At 66.3% G+C, this 15,654-nt stretch carries 16 protein-coding genes; 13 read left to right on the top strand and 3 right to left on the bottom strand.

Annotation, left to right across the window (positions count from 1 at the left end; translation table 11 throughout):
* Window positions 1–10: 10 nt before the first annotated feature.
* The 9 genes from JQ639_RS30925 to JQ639_RS30885 all read left to right on the top strand — a co-directional run bounded on the left by JQ639_RS30925 (window position 11) and on the right by JQ639_RS30885 (window position 10,624).
* The gene (locus JQ639_RS30925; RefSeq protein WP_211963593.1) at window positions 11–922 is read left to right on the top strand and encodes an alpha/beta fold hydrolase; all 912 of its coding nucleotides are present in this window, start codon (window positions 11–13) and stop codon (window positions 920–922) included.
* Between the two features lie 189 nt (window positions 923–1,111).
* Window positions 1,112–1,588: a hypothetical protein gene (locus tag JQ639_RS30920; RefSeq protein WP_211963588.1), complete on the top strand. Its 477-nt coding sequence runs from the start codon at window positions 1,112–1,114 to the stop codon at window positions 1,586–1,588.
* Between the two features lie 424 nt (window positions 1,589–2,012).
* The gene (locus tag JQ639_RS30915; protein WP_211965019.1) at window positions 2,013–2,816 is read left to right on the top strand and encodes an ABC transporter ATP-binding protein; all 804 of its coding nucleotides are present in this window, start codon (window positions 2,013–2,015) and stop codon (window positions 2,814–2,816) included.
* Complete coding sequence (locus tag JQ639_RS30910; protein WP_211963586.1) at window positions 2,813–4,744, top strand: long-chain fatty acid--CoA ligase; 1,932 nt, start codon at window positions 2,813–2,815, stop codon at window positions 4,742–4,744. The genes JQ639_RS30915 and JQ639_RS30910 overlap by 4 nt, the downstream gene beginning before the upstream one ends.
* An 8-nt stretch (window positions 4,745–4,752) precedes the next feature.
* Window positions 4,753–5,646 carry a branched-chain amino acid ABC transporter permease gene (locus JQ639_RS30905; RefSeq protein WP_211963584.1) on the top strand — a complete coding sequence of 298 codons (894 nt, stop codon included), beginning with the start codon at window positions 4,753–4,755 and terminating at the stop codon, window positions 5,644–5,646.
* Between the two features lie 184 nt (window positions 5,647–5,830).
* Window positions 5,831–6,904: a branched-chain amino acid ABC transporter permease gene (locus JQ639_RS30900; protein WP_211963583.1), complete on the top strand. Its 1,074-nt coding sequence runs from the start codon at window positions 5,831–5,833 to the stop codon at window positions 6,902–6,904.
* A 53-nt stretch (window positions 6,905–6,957) separates the two neighbouring features.
* The gene (locus JQ639_RS30895) at window positions 6,958–8,238 is read left to right on the top strand and encodes an ABC transporter substrate-binding protein (RefSeq protein WP_211963579.1); all 1,281 of its coding nucleotides are present in this window, start codon (window positions 6,958–6,960) and stop codon (window positions 8,236–8,238) included.
* 135 nt (window positions 8,239–8,373) lie between these two features.
* Complete coding sequence (locus JQ639_RS30890; protein WP_211963577.1) at window positions 8,374–9,213, top strand: ABC transporter ATP-binding protein; 840 nt, start codon at window positions 8,374–8,376, stop codon at window positions 9,211–9,213.
* A gap of 187 nt (window positions 9,214–9,400) precedes the next feature.
* A complete protein-coding gene (locus JQ639_RS30885; RefSeq protein WP_211963575.1) occupies window positions 9,401–10,624 on the top strand; it encodes a phenylacetate--CoA ligase family protein in 1,224 nt (407 codons plus the stop codon).
* 52 nt (window positions 10,625–10,676) lie between these two features.
* On the opposite strand, the gene JQ639_RS30880 is transcribed toward JQ639_RS30885, so the two are convergent.
* Together JQ639_RS30880 and JQ639_RS30875 are read right to left on the bottom strand one after the other, a co-directional pair.
* A complete protein-coding gene (locus JQ639_RS30880) occupies window positions 10,677–11,723 on the bottom strand; it encodes an adenylate/guanylate cyclase domain-containing protein (RefSeq protein WP_211963574.1) in 1,047 nt (348 codons plus the stop codon).
* A 143-nt stretch (window positions 11,724–11,866) separates the two neighbouring features.
* Entirely contained in the window at window positions 11,867–12,178 is a 312-nt protein-coding gene (locus JQ639_RS30875) for a hypothetical protein (protein WP_211963573.1), read from the bottom strand.
* Window positions 12,179–12,496: 318 nt separating this feature from the next.
* On the opposite strand from JQ639_RS30875, the gene JQ639_RS30870 reads away from it, so the two are divergent.
* On the top strand, window positions 12,497–12,853 hold the full coding sequence (locus JQ639_RS30870; RefSeq protein ID WP_211963572.1) for a hypothetical protein: 357 nt from the start codon (window positions 12,497–12,499) through the stop codon (window positions 12,851–12,853).
* Between the two features lie 80 nt (window positions 12,854–12,933).
* Here JQ639_RS30870 and JQ639_RS30865 read toward each other — a convergent pair whose 3' ends face one another.
* The gene (locus JQ639_RS30865) at window positions 12,934–13,173 is read right to left on the bottom strand and encodes a hypothetical protein (RefSeq protein WP_211963570.1); all 240 of its coding nucleotides are present in this window, start codon (window positions 13,171–13,173) and stop codon (window positions 12,934–12,936) included.
* Between JQ639_RS30865 and JQ639_RS30860 the strand changes: the two genes are divergently transcribed.
* The 3 genes from JQ639_RS30860 (at window position 13,160) to JQ639_RS30850 (ending at window position 15,651) form a co-directional block, all read left to right on the top strand.
* The gene (locus tag JQ639_RS30860) at window positions 13,160–13,516 is read left to right on the top strand and encodes a hypothetical protein (RefSeq protein ID WP_211963568.1); all 357 of its coding nucleotides are present in this window, start codon (window positions 13,160–13,162) and stop codon (window positions 13,514–13,516) included. The genes JQ639_RS30865 and JQ639_RS30860 overlap by 14 nt on opposite strands.
* A 151-nt stretch (window positions 13,517–13,667) precedes the next feature.
* Window positions 13,668–13,883, top strand: a complete 216-nt coding sequence (locus JQ639_RS30855) for a hypothetical protein (RefSeq protein ID WP_211963566.1) — start codon at window positions 13,668–13,670, stop codon at window positions 13,881–13,883.
* 556 nt (window positions 13,884–14,439) lie between these two features.
* The gene (locus JQ639_RS30850) at window positions 14,440–15,651 is read left to right on the top strand and encodes an efflux RND transporter periplasmic adaptor subunit (RefSeq protein WP_211963564.1); all 1,212 of its coding nucleotides are present in this window, start codon (window positions 14,440–14,442) and stop codon (window positions 15,649–15,651) included.
* Window positions 15,652–15,654 lie beyond the last annotated feature (3 nt).

Here is a 15,654-nt window from a genome sequence, read left to right as displayed (position 1 = left end):
AGGTATTTGAATGCGCGCAAGATATTTGATTGCTGTGTTGCTCTCGCTCGTGCCTGCCATCGCCAACGCTCAGTTCGAACCGTTCCCGGCGCGCTTCAAGGCCAGCACGATCGCGGCCAACGGGACGCAGATCCATGTGCGCGTGGGCGGCAGCGGACCGGCCGTGATCCTGATCCATGGCTTTGGCGACACCGGCGACATGTGGGCGAAGCTCGCCGCGGATCTGGCGAAAGACCACACCGTCATCGTGCCCGACCTGCGCGGCATGGGGCTGTCGGCGAAGCCCGCCGACGGCTACGACAAGTGGACCCAGGCCGCCGACATGCGCGCGGTTCTCGACGCGCTGAAGATCGATCATGCGGCCGTCGTCGGCCACGATATCGGAACGATGGTGGCCTACGCCTACGCTGCGCGCTACCGCGACAAGACCGAGAAGCTGATCGTCATGGACGCTCCCGTTCCCGGCGTGCCGCCATGGGACGAGATCGTCCGCAGCCCGCAGCTCTGGCACTTCGATTTCGGCGGTCCCGACATGGAGCGACTGGTGAAGGGCCGCGAGCGCATCTACCTCGATCGCTTCTGGAACGAATTCGCGGGCACGCCATCCAGGATCTCGGAAGACACCCGCCGCCACTATGCACAACTCTATGCCCGGCCCGGCGCGATGCGGGCGGCGTTCGCCCAGTTCAGGGCGATCCGCAGGGATGCGGAGGACAACAAGAAGGCCATGGCGACCAAGCTGGACATGCCGGTCCTCGCCATCGGCGGCGAGAAGTCGTTCGGCGCGATGGAAGCCGTCGTGATGCGCAATGCCGCGACGCATGTCACCGGACTGGTCATTCCGGATGCCGGACACTGGCTGATGGAGGAGCAGCCGGCCGCGACCATCGCTGCGGTGCGCCAGTTTCTCGACGCGAAGTAGCGACGGCACGCGTCATGGCCCTGCGGTCGGCTGGACCAGCCCAGGGACCGGCCGGCCGATCCGTCGCGGGTCGCCGGCCCGCTACCCGGACAGCGGTCGATCGGAAGAGTCCGGTTGCCAGACGATTCAGGCCGTGCATTGATGCGGCCGAGCCTGACGCGACGTGATCGACCGCGAGGATGCGAGCCCATGAGACGCGCATTGGTGATCCCTGCCCTTCTCGCTCTTGCTTCCCTTGCCTTCCTTGCCTCCGTCGCGACCGCACCGGCCCATGCGGACGGCTCCGTATCGAGCCTGCGCAAGCCCGATGGCCGGCCCATGGGCATGGGTGCCCGCCGCGGCGAGATGCAGCTGTTCGACGAGGTAATCGCGAAATACAACGCCTCGGGCGAACGCTTCCGGATCGACAGCCACTGCCAGTCGGCCTGCACCATGTTCCTGTCGATCCGCAACGTCTGCGTCACGCCGGGCGCGACACTGCTGTTTCACGCCGGCGGCACCCAGGCCGCGGGCATCAGCGTGGCTGCGACCCAGCACATGCTCAGCGCCTATAACGCCGCGCTGCGCCAGTACGTCACCGACAACCATTTCATGGACACGTTCGAATTTCACCCGATCTCCGGCCGCGACATCGTCAAGCGCTTCGGCTATCCGGCCTGCCGCTGAAGGCCCGTGCGGTAGCAGACGACTACGCGCCGATGTCGCAGCGCACCGCAAAAAATTGTGCGCAGCAACATGATCGCGAACGCCCACGCTGATGGACACAGCGCCGCGGCCCAAATGTCGTCTGGGCGATATTCTTCGGCCCCGTTTCGGGCGAAGACGCATTCAAGCGTCGGGTGAACAACACCCGCGACTTTGATAACATGGGAGCGAAATTCGGGATCGTCGGATTGCGCGTGCGAACAGACGTCACAAAGCTGCGGCCGCATCGACGACAGAACAAGATTATGCCCTTCGTTGAATAGGTTAGCGGGACGAAACCGGTTAGGTTTCGAATTCCGACGATCAATCGCCAACCACAACAAGAGCGCGCAATGCGCCGTCAGGGGAGACGACGAGCTTGGCCAGGGACGAATCCAACGTCGCGTTGGAGGTGCGCAACATTTCGCTGCGGTTTGGCGGCGTCCGAGCGCTGACCGACGTCAGCTTTGCGGTGAACGAGGGCGAGCTGTTCTCGATCATCGGACCGAACGGCGCCGGCAAGACCTCGATGGTCAACTGCGTCTCCGGCCGCTACCGCCCGACGGAAGGCAGCCTGCACTATCGCGGCCGCGACATCACCGGCCTGACACCGAACGCGCGGCCGGGCATTGGCATCGGCCGCACCTTCCAGAACCTCGCCCTGTTCCACCACATGAGCGTGCTCGACAACATCATGGTCGGCCGCCATCACCTGCTGAAGAACAACTTCCTCACCGGCTCGCTGTACTGGCTGACCGGCGCGCGTCGCGAGGAGCTGGAGCATCGCCGCAAGGTCGAGGAGATCATAGACTTCCTCGATCTCCAGGCGGTGCGCAAGGCCACCGCGGGCACGCTGTCCTACGGCCTGCGCAAGCGCGTCGAGCTGGCGCGCGCGATGGCCCTGGAGCCGAGCCTGATCCTGCTCGACGAGCCGATGGCCGGCATGAACTTCGAAGAGAAGGAGGACATGGCCCGCTATATCGTCGACCTCAACGAAGAGTACGGCATGACGGTGATGATGATCGAGCACGACATGGGCGTGGTGATGGACATCTCCCACCGCGTCATGGTGCTCGATTTCGGCCGCAAGATCGCCGAGGGCGATCCCGCCGCCGTGCTCGCCGATCCGCATGTCAAGCGCGCCTATCTCGGCGAAGAGGACGAGTTGCTGACGAGCCCCGACGACCAGCCGGCGGAGGTCTCGGCATGATGGACTATGCGGGCCGCGTCGCCGCCGCCGACACCTATCCGAAGCTGCTGCGGCTCAACGCCGCCGAGCATGGCAGCGCCGTCGCGCTGCGCGAGAAGGACTTCGGGCTGTGGCGCGAGTTCACTTGGGCCGATTACCAGGCGCGGGTGCGTGACTTCGCGCTGGGCATGACCGCGCTCGGCCTGTCCGCCGGCGACGTCGTCGGCATCATCGGCGACAACCGCCCCGACTGGGTCGCCGCCGAGATCGCCGCTCACGCCATCCGCGGCATGAGCCTCGGCATCTACCGCGACGCGCTAGAGGAAGAAGTCGGCTACCTCCTCAACTACGGTGAAGCCAAAATCGTGTTCGCCGAGGACGAGGAACAGGTCGACAAGCTGCTCGGGCTCGGCGAGCGCGCGCCGCACCTCAAGCACATCGTCTATTCCGACCCGCGCGGCATGCGCAAATACGACGATCCCCGCCTGATCGAAGCCGACAAGCTGGCCGCGCTTGGCCGCGCCCGTGGCGAGGCCAACGCCGATCTCTACGACCGCATGGTCGACCTCACCCATGGCGAGGAGGTCGCGATCCTCTGCACCACGTCCGGCACCACCTCCAATCCCAAGCTGGCGATGCTCGCCCCCGGGCGCGTGCTGCGCCACTGTGCCACCTATCTCGCCTTCGACCCCAAGGGACCGGACGACGAGTATGTCTCGGTGCTGCCGCTGCCCTGGATCATGGAGCAGGTTTACGCGCTGGGCAAAAACCTGCTGTGCCGCATGAAGGTCAACTTCATCGAGCACGCCGACACCCTGATGAACGACTTCCGCGAGATCGCGCCGACCTTCGTGCTGTTCGCGCCGCGGATCTGGGAATCGATCGCCGCCGACGTTCGCGCCCGGGTGATGGACGCCTCCCCGCTCAAGCAGAAGCTCTACGACATCGGCACGAAGGCCGGCCTCGCCGCGCTCGCCGACGGCCGCCATTCCACGATCGCCGACGTCCTGCTCTACCGCGCGCTGCGCGACCGCCTCGGCTTCAGCCGCCTGCGCTCGGCCGCCACCGGCGGCGCGGCGCTCGGCCCGGACACCTTCAAGTTCTTCCGCGCGATGGGCGTGCCGCTGCGTACGCTGTACGGTCAGACCGAGCTACTCGGCGCCTACACGCTGCACCGCCCCGATCATGTCGATCCCGACACCACCGGCGTGCCGATGGCCAGCGAGGTCGAGATCCGCATCGAGGCGCCGGACGCCAACGGCGTCGGCGAGATCGTGGTGCGCCACCCCAACATGTTCCTCGGCTACTACAAGAACCCGGACGCCTCCGCGACCGACGTGCGCGAGGGCTGGCTGTACTCGGGCGATGCCGGCTACTTCAACAAGGACCGCCAGCTCGTCGTCATCGACCGCATCAAGGATCTCGCCGAGACCACCCGCGGCGACCGCTTCTCGCCGCAATACATCGAGAACAAGCTGAAGTTCTCGCCCTACATCGCCGAGGCGGTGGTGCTCGGCGCCGGACGCGACCAACTGGCGGCGATGATCTGCATCCGCTACTCGATCGTGTCGAAGTGGGCGGAGAAGAGCCGCATCGCCTTCACCACCTACACCGACCTCGCCTCCCGCCGCGAAGTCTATGCGCTGTTGCGCAAGGAGGTCGAGGCGGTCAACGCCACCCTGCCGCCGGCGCAGCGCATCGCCAAGTTCCTGCTGCTGTACAAGGAACTCGACGCCGACGACGGCGAATTGACCCGCACCCGCAAGGTGCGCCGCAGCGTCATCAACGAGAAGTACGCCGACATCATCGATGCCGTCTACTCCGGCCGCCCGGACATCGACGTGGATACCGTGATCCGCTTCCAGGACGGCTCGACCCAGCGGGTGCGCACCACGCTGACCGTGGTCGACCTCGCGGGCGGCCGCCCCTTCGCCGAAGCTGCCGAGTAGGACGCGCGATGAACACCCATCTGCTGATCCAGCTTCTTGTCAACGGCCTCGTGGTCGGCACGCTGTATGGCGTCGTCGCGATGTCGTTCGTGCTGATCTACAAGGCGACCCAGGTCGTCAACTTCGCCCAGGGCGAACTGCTGCTGGTCGGCGCCTGGGTGTGCTGGGCGCTGCTGACCAAGTACCAGGTGCCGTTCTGGCTGGGCATGCCGATCACCCTGGTGTTCATGTTCGCATTCGGCATCGCGGTGCAGCTCGTAGTGCTCAGGCCGATGATCGGCGAGCCGATCATCTCGGTGATCATGGTGACCATCGCGCTGTCGACCATCCTGCAGGCGCTGATGAAGTGGATGTTCGGCGTCAACCCGCAGCCGTTCCCCCAGATTTTCGCCAGCCAGACGGTGAGCTTCGCCGGCTTCCAGCTGCAGACCGTCTATGTGCTGAGCCTCGTGGTCTCGGTCGCAATGATGGGTGGCATGGCGTGGTTCTTCCGCGTCTCCAAATACGGCCTCGCGATGCGCGCCACCGCGTTCAACCAGCAGGTGGCGCAGTCGCTGGGCATCTCCGTCAAGAGCGTGTTCGCGATGGCGTGGGCGATCTCCGCCACCGTGTCGGCGGTCGCCGGCATTGTCGTCGCCGTGGTCAACGGCGTGTCCTCGGGACTGTCCGCCTACGGCATCAAGGTGTTCCCGGCGGTGATCCTCGGCGGCCTCGACAGCATCGCCGGTTCGGTGATCGGCGGCATCATCATCGGCCTTCTGGAAAACGCCGCGCAGTTCATCGACGGCGAATACCTGCACTGGGGCAACCTGTTCGAAATCGCGCCGTTCTACGTGCTGATCATCATCCTGATGATCAAGCCCTACGGCCTGTTCGGCACCAAGGACATCGAGCGGATCTGATGAGTGGCAGCATGATCGGAGCATCGATCGATATGTGCGCGGGACTACGCCTCGCGCGGCCTCATGGTTCGAGACGCGCGGCAAGCCGCGCTCCTCACCATGAGGAGCTTCCCCTCATCCTGAGGAGGCGCGCAGCGCCGTCTCGAAGGATGCGGCCCCAATCCCTCCGACCTGAGGCGTGACCATGGCCAGCCAGTCCCTCCTCCCCGCCGGTGATTTCCGCTCCAGCTACGCGGCCGACACCACCATCTTCCCGACCGTCACCAGCCGCAACGCCGCGCTGCTCGGCATTGTCCTTGCCGCCGTCTCGCCGTGGCTCCTCAATGACTACTGGGTCGCGATCCTGATCCAGGTCGGCATGTTCGGCATCGCCGCGCTCGGGCTCAACATCCTGGTCGGCTTCACCGGCCAGATCTCGATCGGCCATGCCGCGTTCTTCCTGTTCGGCGCCTTCACCTCGGCGTATCTGTCGAGCAAGCTCGGCGTGCCCGTATTCTTCGCCATCCCGCTGTCGGGCGTCGTCACCGCGCTGGTCGGGCTCGTGTTCGGCCTGCCGGCGGCGCGGCTCAAGGGGCTTTATCTGGCGATCGCGACGCTGGCGGCGCAGTACATCCTGCTCGACTTCTTCTCCCGCGCCGAATGGTTCACCGGCGGCAGCGTGCCGGCGATGGCCGAGCCGTTCTCGATCCTTGGCTATGCCGTCCAGGGCGACCGCCAGTATTTCTATGTCGTGCTGGCCTATGTCGTCGTCTGCTTCCTGCTCGCCACCAACCTGATGCGCACCCGCGACGGTCGCGCGCTGGTGGCGGTGCGTGACCATTATCTCTCTGCCGAGATCATGGGCATTAACCTCACCAAGTACCGCACGCTGTCGTTCGGCCTCGCCGCGTTCTTCGCCGGCGTCGGCGGCGCGCTCTATGCCCACTACCAGCTCGTGGTCTCCAACGAAGGCTTCGGCATCGACCGCTCGATCCTGTTCCTCGCCATGGTGATCATCGGCGGCACCGGCTCGATCATGGGCACGCTGATGGGCACCGCGTTCGTGGTCATCCTGCCGGAATCGATGCAGTGGATCAGCGCCGCGCTGAAGGGCTCGTCGATCGACCAGGCGCTTCATCTCAACAACAACCTGACCTTCCTGCGCGAGATCGCGGTCGGCCTGATCATCATCCTGTTCCTGATCTTCGAGCCCGACGGCCTCGCCCACCGCTGGCGCCAGATCAAGGCGTACTGGAAGCTCTATCCGTTCTCGCACTAGCGATCATCCGTTCTTCCACCACAAAAACGAAAGACCACAAGGAGGATACGTTCATGACCATCAAGACCCTTCTCGGCTCGGCCGCGGTCGCGCTGCTGCTGACGAGCGGCGGCGCGCTGGCGCAGTCGACCGTCAAGCTCGGCCACCTCGCCGACTACTCCGGCGGCACCTCCGACGTCGGCACGCCGTTCGGCCAGGCCGTCGCCGACACCTATGCCTGGATCAACAAGAATGGCGGCTCCGACGGCCTCAAGTTCGATGTCGACACCGTCGACTACGGCTACCAGGTGCCGCGCGCCATCGCGCAGTACAAGAAATGGTCGGGCAGCGACAAGGTGTCCGCGATCCTTGGCTGGGGCACGGCCGACACCGAGGCGCTGACCGGCTTCCTGGCGCAGGACAAGATTCCCGACATCTCCGGCTCCTACGCCGCCGCGCTGACCGATCCCACCGGCACCAGCGGCAAGGCCAAGCCCGCGCCCTACAACTTCTTCTACGGCCCGAGCTATTCGGACGCGCTGCGCGCCGAACTGACCTGGGCGGCTGAGGACTGGAAGGCCAAGGGCAAGCCCGACAAGCCGAAGTTCGTCCATATGGGCGCCAACCATCCCTACCCCAACGCGCCGAAGGAAGCCGGCGAGGCGATGGCCAAGGAGCTCGGCTTCGAGGTGCTGCCGCCGCTGGTGTTCGCGCTGACACCCGGCGACTACAGCGCCCAGTGCCTCAGCCTGAAGAGCTCGGGCGCCAACTACGCCTATCTCGGCAACACGGCGGCCTCCAACATCTCGGTGATGAAGGCCTGCAAGGCGGCCGGCGTCGAGGTGCAGTTCATGAGCAACGTCTGGGGCATGGACGAGAACGCTGCCAAGGCCGCGGGCGACGCCGCCGACGGCGTGATCTTCCCGGTGCGCACCGCCGTCGTCTGGGGTGGCAAGGCGCCGGGCATGAAGATCGTCGAGGAGATCTCCAAGGTCTCCGATCCCGGCGGCAAGATCTATCGCCCGGTGCACTACGTCGCTGGGGTCTGCACCGCGCTCTACATGAAGGAAGCGGTGGTGTGGGCCGCCAAGAACGGCGGCGCCACCGGCGAGAACGTCCGCCAGGGCTTCTACCAGAAGAAGGACTGGGTGCCGGCCGGCCTCGACGGCGTCTGCAATCCCTCGACCTGGACCGACAAGGACCATCGCGGCACGCTGACCGTCGATCTCTACCGCTCGCGAGTCACCGGCGCGACCGACGGCGACCTCAACGACCTGATGGCCAAGGGCACGATCAAGCTCGAGAAGGTCAAGACCATCACCCTGCCGCGCAAGGCCGAACTGCTCGGCTGGTAAGCGCGGCGCTCATCCCGCGGAGCGGCCACCGGCCGCCTCTCGAAGGATGAGGCCTCATGGTTCCCCGACCATGAGGAGCGACGATCCGCCGCCCGACCACGGCCGGGTGGCTCCACGTCCAAACCGAGGATCACGATGTTGCAGGCTCCCCAACCGTCCTCAGGACCGACGCCATCGACCGCGCCGGCGCCGCTGCTGTCGGTCAAGAACATCGAGGTCGTCTATGACGACGTCATCCTGGTGCTGCGGGGCCTCAGCCTCGACGTGCCGCGCGGCGCCATCGTCGCGCTGCTCGGCGCCAACGGCGCCGGCAAGTCGACGACGCTCAAGGCGATCTCCGGCCTGCTCAAGACCGAGGACGGCGAGGTTACCCGCGGCGACATCGTGTTCGACGGCGAGCGCATCAACGGCATCGACCCCGACAAGATCGTGCGGCGCGGCATCTTCCAGGTGATGGAAGGCCGCCGCATCGTCTCCGACATGACCTCGCTCGAGAACCTGCGGCTCGGCGCGTTCACGCGGCGCGACCGCGAGGTCGAGCGCGACATCGAGATGGTCTACAATTATTTCCCGCGGCTGAAGGAACGCACCGGCCTTGCCGGCTACCTCTCCGGCGGCGAGCAGCAGATGCTGGCGATCGGCCGCGCGCTGATGGCGCGCCCGAAGATGATCCTGATGGACGAGCCGTCGATGGGTCTGTCGCCGCTACTGGTCAAGGAGGTGTTCGCCATCATCCGCCAGATCAACCGCGACCTCGGCGTCACCATCCTGCTGGTGGAGCAGAACGCCCGCGCCGCGCTGTCGGTGGCGAGCCACGGCTACATCATGGAGCAAGGCAAGGTGGTGCTCGACGGCACCGCCGACGATCTCCGCGACAACGAGGACGTCAAGGAATTCTATCTCGGCGGCGCTGGCGACCAGCGCAAGAGCTTCAAGAACCTCAAGAGCTTCAAGCGCCGCAAGCGGTGGCTGTGAGGATCTCGTGAAGCCCGGCCCCGCGCCGTGCCGCAAACCTTCCTCATCCTGAGCAGCCTGCACGGCAGGCGTCTCGACGGGTGAGGCCTCAACGATAGCAACGCCTCGACCACATGGTTCGAGACGCGCGGCGTTGCTGCGCTCCTCACCATGAGCAGAACGACAGGACAGAAGCGAAAGAGCGGCCATGACCAACCACTACGACACCCGCGAGACCCGCTCCCCCGCCGAGCGCGATGCCGAGCTGTTCGGCCGCCTGCCCGACGTGCTGCGCAAGGCGATGGCCGCGCCGGCTTATGCCGAGCACCTCGCCGGCGTCGAACCGGCCGCCGTCACCGACCGCGCGGCGCTGGCGCGGCTGCCGGTGCTGCGCAAGTCCGAGCTGCCGGCGCGCCACAAAGCCGAGCCGCCGTTCGGCGGCTTCGTGCACGAAGCGCCCGGCACGTTCGCCCGCCTGTTCACGTCGCCCGGCCCGATCTTCGAACCCGAGCCGATCGCCATCGATCCCTGGCGCGGCGCACGTTTCCTTCATGCCGCGGGCGTACGCCCGGGCGACGTCATCCTCAACACCTTCAGCTATCATCTGACCCCCGGCGGCTTCATCTTCGACAGCGCGGCGCGGGCGCTCGGCTGCGCGGTGATCCCTGCCGGCCCCGGCAACACCGAGCAGCAGTTCGAGCTGATCGAGGCCTATCACCCCGTCGCCTATGCCGGCACGCCCGACTTCCTCAAGATCCTGCTCGATGCGGCGGTGACCGCCGGCCGCGACGTCTCCTCGATTCGCCGCGCGCTGGTGTCCGGCGCGGCATTTCCGAAATCGCTGCAGGACGAGATCAAGGGCCGCGGCATCGACGCCTACCAGGCGTTCGCCACCGCTGATCTCGGCTTCATCGCCTACGAGACCGCAGCGCGCGACGGCATGGTGGTCAACGAGGACCTCATCCTGGAGATCGTGCGGCCCGGCACCGGCGATCCCGTGCGCGAAGGCGACGTCGGCGAGATCGTCGTCACCTCGCTCTCCCCGCAGCATCCCTGGATCCGCCTTGCGCTCGGCGATCTCACCGCCGCCCTGCCCGGCGCCAGCGCCTGCGGGCGCACCAACATGCGCATCAAGGGCTGGATGGGCCGCGCCGACCAGACCGCCAAGGTCAAGGGCATGTTCGTGCGCCCCGAACAGATCGCCGACGTCGGCCGCCGCCATCCCGAGCTCGGCCGCCTGCGCCTCGTGGTCAGCCGCGACGGCGAGACCGATGCCATGACGCTGAGGGCCGAGGCCACCACGATCGACGACGCCCTGCGCGGCGCCGTCGCCACCACCCTGCAGGGCATCACCAAGCTGCGCGGCGCCGTCGATCTCGTCGCGCCGGGCTCGCTGCCGAACGACGGCAAGGTGATCGCCGACGAACGCTGACGCATGGTGAGCCCGAACGGAGCGACGGCCCCACGCCATCGCCAACCGGGCTCTACGACATCACGCGCGCAACCGCAGCGGGCGCATCCGAACGGCGCGTTGCCGTAAACACGTCCAGCGTCGCTGCCCGCCCCCGCAACTGGACGGACCCGAGCGCCTCGATCACAATGTCAGGCGGCGGACGCCCATGGCCGAGCAGATCCGCCGACAACAGCAGCGGCCGCCCCGCAGCCTTGCATTGCTCCTGGAGCCGCGCCGTGACATTCACCGTATCGCCGAAATAGGCGATCTGGCGGCGCGAGTCGCCGCACTCGCTGATGATCACCGGGCCGGCGTGCAGACCGGCGCGGAAGGCCGGAACGATCCCGAATTCGCGCCGATAGGCCTCGGCCTTCGCGGCGATCGTATCGGCGATGGCGAAGAAGCAGGCGATGCAGCGCTGCGCGGCCTCACTGCCGAGCGGCCAGATGACGATGACCTCGTCGCCGACATAGGCATGCACCTCACCACCATGCCTGACAATGGCCGCGTCGATGTCGAAGAAGAAACGGGTCAACAGATCCTGGACCCGCAGCTCGCCCATCGCCTCCGCGAGCGCGGTCGAGCCCGCAAGATCGAGGAACATCAGGACGCGCTCCTCCCGCACCGGCCGACGGTAGCGCCCGAGAATGACGTTCAGCAGGACGCGGCTGCCGACCAGCCGCGTCACTTCGTAGACCGCGCCGATCACAAACGACGTCACGAAGGCCAGCGCGACGATGCGCGGCAGGTCGACGAACAGCCATCGCGCCTCGATCGGCCCCCCGTACAGCAGGGCTTCGAGAACCACGGCCAGAACGGCAACGACGACCGCCATGCTGGCGGCGCGCACGGCGACATCCACCCACAACGGCCATCGGCGCACCCCCGCGCTGCGCCCTGTCGTGAAATAGAGATGAACGCCCCATCCGGCGAGCGCCAGTCCCACACCATGAACGCCGCTGCGCAGGTAGTTCGCCGCGGTGCCTTCGACCGCGGCATCACCAAAATAGCGATAGCCGATCCCCGCCAGCAGACCGCAGGCAGCCATCACGAGGGTCGGTTTCAACGCGCGCGGCATGTGATGGCTCGTCGTCCGTCTCATGAGTCGATGAACGCCCGGGGATAAGCTCGCGGCATCCTGCCATCGCCAACATGACGGCGCGATTTCAGGCGATGGGGCGCCGGCTCCGCCGATGCCCCCGCGCATCGCGACGCGCGTGGCTACCAGGAGCGATAGGACGGTCCCGGCGGGAACAGGCCGAAGACGTTGTCGAACGGCGTCTCGTTCTTCGGCACGCCGGTCTGATAGTAATAATTGAGGTGACCGCCCTGCGGGCAGCGCGGGCCGCTCAGGTCCTCGGGCCGCTCACGGCCGCGACGCTCGCGGTATTTCGTCGACCAGCAATTGCAGAACTGGTCGCAGACCAGGCGAACCTGCATGACTACACCGGGCGGCTGCGCCACGAAACCACCGCCCTGCGGCGCGGCCAGCGCCGCGGTCGCCAGCATCAATGCCGGAACAGCCATCAGCACCGATTTCATCCCACCCGACCTGACCATGTCCAACTGCATCCTTCCTGATCCGGCGCGCGCGAGCCTTGTCGGCTTCGTGTCACGCACCCCTTTCCGTCTCCGGCCGAAAGGCACGGAGCGCGGCACTCTACACCAGGGCCCGGCAAAGATCAGCCTGTGAAAAATAGCAGCCAGCCGCACCGGCTCATCGCACCGCGCATCCATGCCGGCTCCCGGCCGGCGCCCGCTTCCACTATAGTGCCGCTCCATCCGCAATGTTCATGGACCGACCGTAACTGTTCATGCAGCTCGCGCGCCTCACCGCGCAAGGAGGTCTGAATGCAGGCGAACGAAAGAGGCTGGCACGCATTCTACGCCAGGCACGTCGAACACGGCATCAAGTCCGTCTTCGAGCATGTCGAGAAGATCATTGTCGGCACGCTGATCATTTCTGCCGGCGCCCACGTCTCGAGTACCGAGCCGGCGATCCAGCTGTTCGGCTATCTGCGCCACAACTACGTCGGCCTCGGCGTCGAGCTCTTTGGCATCGCGCTGCTGATCATGAATTTCGTCGACGGGCTGTTCAAGCTGTCGAGACGGCCATGGCACCTCACCCTCCAGATCATTCTGGCGGCGTCCTATTTCGTACTGTCCGTCCGGTTGATTCAGCTCATTCTCGCGTTTCGCGGCGAGTGATCGCGCGGCTTCCTTGCGGAGCCGCGCCAGCGAGCCTGATCGCAGGCTCGCCCTGGCCGCCGGTTTGCGCGCGAGAGAGCTTACCAGCAGCGCCGTCGCCAGACACAGCCGTAAGGGCCGCAGACGCGCACACGCCTGCAGCCGCCCCGTGGGCCATAATAGCCACGGCGAACGACATAATAGGCCGGCGTGAACGGCTGGCTGACCGATGACCCGGCACGGGCCAGCGGCGTGTCCGGCGCCGGAGCTGCGGTTGCACCACCCGCTCCGAATGCCGTGATCCCGACCACGACCAGCAGTCCGAAGATGACGCGCTTCATCAGACTCTCCCTACGCTGCACCTGGATACGAACGACGAGCTTGCAAAACCTCCGCGACACAATCCGATACTACCGGCGCATTCCCACCATCACGCTCTGGCAGCGAGGCGACAGCGACGCCTCGTTGGCGCGCAGGCATTCAATCACACGTCCGCCGCCCAAGGGGACATCGCCGCACAGCATGCGGAGATCACGCCCGCACGACGATCTGACCATCGCAATCTCCTGGCGCGGCGACATCGCGCGCGGCATCGCGGCGGGCGCAGCCATCGCCGGCGCGCCGCCGGATGCCGCCGGGGCGGCAACGTCCGGCGACCCACCCGCCGCATTGACCGCCTGCTGACAGGGAGCCGACAGCGCCGCGACATTCTTCTGCAGGCAGCTCAACGCCGCAGCGCCACCCGTGGGCACCCCGGCGCACGCCGCCTGATAATCAGCCCGGCAGGCGCTCCGGATCGCCGCAACCTGAGCTTGAGTCGGACGTTTCGCGCCAGTTGCCATCGCAGCCTTGGGCACTGCTGCCGGCGCCGCGGGCGCTGCGGCGGATGGAGTGGCAGGCGCGGCCATCGACGCAGCGGGGGCTGACGCCGCGGGGGCCGCAGCGGGCGTTGCAGCAGCCGCAGGCGTCGGCGCGGCAGCTGCTGGCGCGGGAGGCGCAGCGGCAGGAGCGGGCGCTGGCGTCGGCGCAGCCGAGCCCACGATCGCGTTGACTGCGCGCTGGCAAGGCTCCGACAGGCTGGCCAGATTTTTCTGCAGACACATCAACGCCGGCTTGCCGCCCGGCGGCACGCTTGCGCAGTGCGCTTCATAGTCCGACCGGCATGCGGCGCGAACCGCATCGCGTTGCGCCTGGGTCGGTTGCTGCGCCGCAACCGGACCAGTGAAAACAAGCCCTGTCAGAACCAGGCTTGTCAGAACCAGGTTTGCCGCTGCGGCTGAAATGACTTGCGTCGCGGCACGACGCTCAACATGATGAGCCACATCTGAAAGACACGTTTCGCCTGCAAGAGATATCTCACTTGCAAAGGACATCTCACTTGAAAGTGGCATCTCACTTGAAAGTGGCATTTCACTTGAGAGAGGCATTTCGGATCTCCAGCACTTTGCCTTCAATGAAGGCGGCTTCGATCACGTCAGATCAGACAACTGATCAGCAGAGAGACCTCAATCCCGACCAGACTGCCTGTTTTTGAATTCTTCATCAAGCGCTAATGTCCCGATGATGCCGCGCGGCACCGCCGAACGCGATCGACAGGGAGGACGGCCATGACGTCCACTGCACCTTCGATGGGGAAGATGCGCCGCAGCAACGCCGGAATCGCCGCGCGGCGTTCGCGCACACCGACCGCGCTGATCGCCGCGACCGGATGCCTCGCCATCCTCTGCGGATGCGACGACAACAACTTCGTTCCGCCACCCGCGCCGAAGGTCGAGGTCGCACCGCCGCAGCGCCAATCGGTGACGCGTTATCTCGAAGCCACCGGCAACACCGCGCCGGTGAAGATCGTCGACCTCGTCGCGCGCGTGCAGGGCGTGCTCGAGGCCATCGACTACAGGGATGGCGCCTTCGTCAAGCAAGGCACAACGCTGTTCACGATCGAGCCGCAGACCTACAAACTCAAGCTCGAGCAGGCGCAGGCGGCGGAAGCCGGCGCCCAGGCTTCTCTCACCCAGTCCGAGGCCGACTACAAGCGCCAGTCGGATCTCGCCGCCAAGCAATTCGCATCGCAGGCGACCTTCGAGCAATCCGCCGCCACCCGCGACAATGCCCGCGCCAACCTGCAGCAGGCGCAGGTCAACACCCGCATCGCCGATGTCAATTACGGCTACACCAGCGTCAAGGCGCCGTTCGACGGCATCGTCAGCGCGCATCTCGTCTCGATCGGCGAACTGGTCGGCGCTGCCTCGCCGACGCAGCTTGCGACCATCGTCCAGCTCGATCCGATCTACGTCAACTTCACGGTCAGCGAGCAGGACGTCATCCGCATCCATGCCGGCGCGATGCGCCAGGGCCTGACGTCGGACGACCTGCAGAAGATCCGCGTCGAGGTCGGCCTGCAGACCGACACCGGCTATCCCCACGTCGGCAAGCTCGACTATGCCGCGCCGACCGTCAATCAGTCGACCGGCACACTCACCGTGCGCGGCATCCTGCCCAACGCCGATCGCGCGCTGCTGCCGGGCTATTTCGTCCGCGTCCGGGTACCGCTCAGCGAAACGCCGGACAGCTTGCTGGTACCGGATGTCGCGCTCGGCAGCGACCAGGGCGGTCGCTATGTGCTGGTGGTCAACAAGGACAATGTCGTCGAGCAGCGCAAGGTCGAGACCGGACCGGTGCTGGGCGAACTGCGGGTGATCGAGAAAGGCATCGCCGCCGACGACCTCATCGTGGTGTCCGGCCTGCTGCGCGCCATCCCCGGCCAGAAGGTCGACCCGGTGCAGCGGGTCGCCGGACAGAGCCGCGCTGCGGACAGATAGGGA

The sequence above is a fragment of the Bradyrhizobium sp. U87765 SZCCT0048 genome (assembly GCF_018131225.1).
In the GTDB taxonomy this organism is placed as follows: domain Bacteria; phylum Pseudomonadota; class Alphaproteobacteria; order Rhizobiales; family Xanthobacteraceae; genus Bradyrhizobium_A.
Note: the sequence above shows the minus strand (reverse complement) of the source record. Positions and strands in the feature narration are given on the sequence as shown.